The 5,443-nt window shown below is 49.3% G+C and carries 3 protein-coding genes; 1 reads left to right on the top strand and 2 read right to left on the bottom strand.

Annotated features, from left to right (window positions below):
* Positions 1–126: 126 nt before the first annotated feature.
* Positions 127–561: an aspartate 1-decarboxylase gene (gene panD / locus Q4488_RS18580; RefSeq protein ID WP_303582066.1), complete on the bottom strand. Its 435-nt coding sequence runs from the start codon at positions 559–561 to the stop codon at positions 127–129.
* Positions 562–1,011: 450 nt separating this feature from the next.
* On the opposite strand from panD, the gene metH reads away from it, so the two are divergent.
* On the top strand, positions 1,012–4,728 hold the full coding sequence (metH, locus tag Q4488_RS18575; RefSeq protein WP_303582064.1) for a methionine synthase: 3,717 nt from the start codon (positions 1,012–1,014) through the stop codon (positions 4,726–4,728).
* A 532-nt stretch (positions 4,729–5,260) separates the two neighbouring features.
* Here metH and Q4488_RS18570 read toward each other — a convergent pair.
* On the bottom strand, positions 5,261–5,443 hold a 183-nt coding region (locus Q4488_RS18570; protein WP_303582062.1), incomplete at its 5' end, for a hypothetical protein.

The following is a 5,443-nucleotide window of genomic DNA, read 5'->3' as shown; positions in this document are numbered from 1 at the left end:
GTTAACATTTTTCGACGTACAACCAGTATGCCTGTAACTGTTGCCTTGATCTCCAACTTCTCTGTAAGCCAGAGGCGTAATTGACTTGTTCGCACCTTCCTTAGATAAACATGATCGTTTCAGATATTACTCACTACTCTGTACCTTGATGCTATTTTTGATGCCCGTCATCACATTGCGTTGATATAGCTCTTCTTGACTGACGCGATGAGCATCATTTTCGTTCTTAGCATTTTCAAAATAGCAAAGCGTTGGCTGAAAGCTGTCGGCTTCCTGTTCATCGAGTTGCACGTATGAACAGATAATCAGTAGATCCCCCTTGGACGCTCGGTGCGCGGCGGCCCCATTGACAGAAATGATACCGCTGTTATCTTCAGCCCGAATCGCATAAGTGGTGAAACGCTCGCCATTATTAACATTATAGATATGAATCTGCTCGTACTCTTTGATACCGGAGCGTTCCAGCAGAACGCCATCGATCGCACAAGAGCCTTCATAATAAAGCTCTGCATGAGTAACCGTAACGCGATGAAGTTTAGTTTTTAAAAATGTTTGCAACATATGATGACCTAGATCTCAAATTGGCCGGATAAACCGGACGTAATCAGCGCTAACAAGCATGTCAGCGTCGTCCTGTCAGTAACAACAACGGGGATACGTTGACATTAAGTCTGACACTAAGCGCGAGTAACACTTAGCGAGTACCGCTTATCAACGTGCCCGCCAATAGGTAAGCCTTTAGTAAACTTAAGTTATAGATAAGCTTACCTATTGACGGAGGCTATTGTACTCGGAATTTTAAGAATTTTAAGACCCTAGAAGCGTTAACCGCGAAATTCACCCTGATAATTAACGCGATAAGTAGGCTAAGCGCTGTCAATGCCCGCCCAATTCGAGGTAAAAAAGGCTAACCTCAATGTTTTTCATGAAGAGATGAAGCTAAGTCACCCAAAAGTTAAAAAAATCATATAAAATAGCCGCCTTTACAATAGGTTATAATAGGTTTTTAGCGTGGTAGCAGGAATTCAGACAGATAAGACCGAGCAGCTCAAACAAGCCCTAGCAGAACGCATCTTAGTGCTTGATGGCGGCATGGGCACAATGATTCAGGATCATAAACTGAATGAGGCTGATTTTCGTGGTGACCGATTTGCTCATTGGGAAACCGATCTACAAGGCAATAATGACCTATTGGTGTTAACCCAACCAAAGATTATCAGCAGTATTCATCGCGCTTATCTTGAAGCCGGTGCGGATATCATTGAAACCAATACCTTCAATGCCACCACCATCGCCATGGCCGATTACGCGATGGAATCGATCAGTCATGAGATCAATTTAGTCGCCGCGCAACTCGCCCGTGAAGTTGCCGATCAAGTGACCGCCGAAACCCCAGATCGACCGCGTTATGTTGCCGGTGTTTTAGGGCCTACTAACCGCACCTGCTCTATCTCCCCAGACGTTAATGATCCGGGTTATCGTAATGTCAGTTTTGATCAGCTTGTCGAGGCTTACACCGAGTCCATCGACGGCCTGGTAAAGGGTGGCGCCGATCTCATTCTGATCGAAACCATTTTTGACACACTCAATGCCAAAGCCGCTATTTTTGCGGTGGATCAATATTTTGAAGATCATCATCTGCGTTTACCCGTGATGATTTCCGGCACCATTACCGATGCTTCTGGACGCACGCTATCCGGCCAGACCACCGAAGCCTTTTGGAATTCGGTGCGACACATCAAGCCCTTATCTATTGGTCTCAACTGCGCCTTAGGGCCGACCGAATTACGTCAATATGTTGAAGAACTCTCGCGTATTGCCAATACTTATGTATCTGCTCACCCTAATGCGGGTTTACCGAATGCTTTTGGCGGTTATGATGAAACCCCAAGACAGATGGCTAGCGAGATCCGCGAATGGGCTCAAGCCGGTTTTCTCAACATTATCGGTGGCTGCTGCGGTACTACCCCCGCACACATCACCGCGATGGGCAAAGCGGCTAATGAATCAGCCCCTCGCGCGATTCCTGAGATTCCTATCGAGTGCCGTTTATCGGGCCTTGAACCACAAAATATCAATCAAGACACGTTGTTTGTTAACGTAGGTGAACGAACTAACGTCACCGGTTCAGCGATGTTTAAACGTCTGATTAAGGAGGGTGATTACGAAACCGCCTTAGACGTTGCCCGTCAGCAGGTAGAAAACGGCGCTCAGATTATCGATATCAACATGGATGAAGGCATGTTGGATGCAGAGGCCGCGATGGTGCGCTTCCTGACGCTGATCGCCTCTGAACCGGATATCTCCCGTGTGCCAATTATGATCGACTCCTCTAAGTGGGAAGTGATCGAGGCAGGCCTTAAGTGTATTCAAGGTAAAGGTATCGTTAACTCGATCAGCCTGAAAGAAGGCGAAGAGAAGTTTATCTATCAGGCCAACCTGTTACGTCGTTATGGTGCGGCCGTGGTGGTGATGGCGTTTGATGAAGATGGTCAGGCGGATACCGAAGAACGCAAAATTCAAATTTGTGCGCGCTCCTATAAAGTGCTGACAGAAACCGTCGGCTTTCCACCGGAAGATATTATCTTCGACCCCAACATCTTTGCCGTGGCGACGGGTATCGATGAGCACAATAATTATGCGGTGGACTTTATTCGCGCCACCGGCTGGATCAAGCAGAACCTGCCCTACGCGATGATCTCCGGCGGGGTCTCCAACGTGTCCTTCTCTTTCCGAGGTAACAACCCAGTACGCGAGGCGATTCACTGCGTATTCCTCTACCATGCGATTCAGCAAGGTATGGATATGGGTATCGTTAACGCGGGACAACTGGCCATCTATGATGACCTTCCAGAAGAGCTGCGCGTGGCGGTAGAAGCCGTGATTATGAACACCTCTGACGAGGCCACCGAAAATCTATTGGAGATTGCCGAGAAATACCGCGGTGACGGCGCACAGGTTGAAGAGAAAACCCAAGAATGGCGTAGCCTACCCGTTGCTGAACGTCTGTCTCACTCACTGGTTAAGGGTATCGCTGAGTATATCGATGACGATGTGGAAGAGTGTCGTCATCAGTACGAACGCCCAATTCAAGTCATCGAAGGCCCTCTCATGGATGGCATGGGCGTGGTAGGTGATCTATTTGGTGCCGGCAAGATGTTTCTGCCGCAGGTGGTGAAATCCGCCCGAGTCATGAAAAAAGCAGTCGCCTATCTGATGCCCTTTATCGAAGCGGAAAAAGCCGGTGCCGCCAGCGAAACAGCGGGTAAAATCTTGATGGCAACCGTTAAGGGTGACGTTCATGATATCGGTAAAAACATCGTTGGCGTCGTACTGCAATGTAACAACTACGAGATTATTGATCTCGGTGTGATGGTACCTGCCGAGAAAATTTTGCGTACCGCCCGAGAAGAAAATGTGGATATTATTGGGCTCTCCGGTCTGATTACTCCGTCTCTCGATGAGATGGTTCATGTGGCCAAAGAGATGGAACGTCAAGAGTTTAGTATCCCATTAATGATAGGTGGCGCGACTACCTCGAAAGCCCATACGGCGGTTAAGATCGATAAAGCCTATAACCGAGATCAAGTGGTCCATGTGACTAACGCGTCCCGCGCCGTTAATGTTGCCAGCACGCTGCTCTCCGCTGAGCGCAAAGCGGCTTACGTTAAAGAGATACAGGATGATTATGAGGCGGTTCGGCAACGCTATGCCGAACGTCAGAGTCAAGCACGACGGGTATCACTGATTCAGGCACGGGCAAATAAGTTCAACATTGACTGGGCTAACTACACCCCACCAGTACCCGCTCAACTAGGTATTCAAACCTTTGAGCATATCGATCTCAATGCCCTGCGTGACTATATCGACTGGACGCCATTCTTCCACTCGTGGGAGCTCGCTGGCCGTTATCCGCGCATTCTCAATGATGAGATTATCGGCGAAGAAGCGACGCGACTCTTCTCTGATGCTCAAGCCATGCTGAATGACATCATTGATAACAAAAAACTGGAGGCTCGTGCCGTGATTGGCCTCTTCCCAGCTAATAGCATTGATGATGACGATATCGAGCTGTATACCGATGAGAGTCGCTCAGAAGTACTGATGACGCTTCACCATCTGCGTCAGCAGGTGGAAAAAACGGAAGGTAAGGCGAATATGTGTCTAACCGACTTTATTGCACCTAAAGCCAGTGAGAAAGCCGATTACTTTGGCGCCTTTGCGGTCAGCGCAGGCTTTGGTGATCAGGTGATGATTGATGCCTATGAAGCGGATCACGATGACTATCACAGTATCATGGTCAAAGCGCTTGCCGACCGTCTGGCCGAGGCACTTGCCGAGTACATGCACGCCCGTACTCGACGTGAATTCTGGGGCTATGCGGCCGATGAAGCATTGAATAACGAAGCGCTGATCAAAGAAAAATATCAGGGTATACGTCCTGCGCCCGGCTATCCAGCCTGTCCTGAGCATACCGAAAAAGCGCTGCTGTGGAAGTTATTGGATGTGGAGCAGCGTACCGGTATGACGCTCACCGATAGCTATGCGATGTTACCCACATCATCGGTCAGCGGTTGGTATTTCAGCCATCCCGACTCGCAGTATTTTGGCGTCGCCAAGATAGGGGAAGATCAGTTGGAATCCTACGCCAAACGTACCGGCATGGAAAAAACCGATGCTGAACGTTGGTTATCGCCTAATCTAGGCTATGAACCAGAGGATAGTTAACCGCTAAAACGCGGCAAGCGACTGGTTGCTAGACGTCCTAGTCGCTTGCGTTATCCGCTGAACTTATCCCCCTCGCCTCTAGAAGGGACTCCTACCTTTAGGTTCTCATGCAGGAGCCCTTTTGGCGGCAATGTGCCCTGCCTATAGCACCAGATTCTCTTGCACGAGGCGTCGCTCGCTACAAATATAGCACCCTGTTGTCTGTGGGAGCCGCCTCTAGCGGCCTGTCGAAAACAATGGTGCGTTTTCATGTAGGAGGCGTGCCCTCACGCCGATCGAATGACAATCACGACACGCCTCCACAACCCCCCCCACAAAAAAGCCCCTACTCACAGCGATATCTAACAGTTTTGTAGAGGCTTTTTTCTTTAGCCAAGCGCTTAATGTAGGAGGCGTGCCCTCACGCCGATTGACTGACAATCGCGACAAGCCCTCACAACCCCCCCCACAAAAAAGCCCCTACTCACTGCGATATCTAACAGTTTTGTAGAGGCTTTTCTTTAGCCAAGCGCTTAATGTAGGAGGCGTGCCCTCACGCCGATCGACTGACAATCACGACAAGCCCCCACAACCCCCCCACAAAAAAGCCCCTACTCACTGCGATATCTAACAGTTTTGTAGAGGCTTTTTTCTTTAGCCAAGCGCTTAATGTAGGCGGCGTGACCACACGCCGATCCACTGACAATCCCCCGAAGCCTCCAAACCCCCCCACAAA

Origin of the sequence: Amphritea sp. 1_MG-2023 (assembly GCF_030547545.1) — a bacterium.
Lineage (GTDB): Bacteria > Pseudomonadota > Gammaproteobacteria > Pseudomonadales > Balneatricaceae > Amphritea.
The sequence above is the reverse complement of the archived record's forward strand: the minus strand, read 5'-3'. Positions and strand labels throughout refer to the sequence as shown.

What these genes read in the sequence shown, in the direction of transcription:
- panD (WP_303582066.1), bottom strand. Translation starts at nt 561, where the DNA reads ATGTTGCAAACATTTTTAAAAACTAAACTTCATCGCGTTACGGTTACT.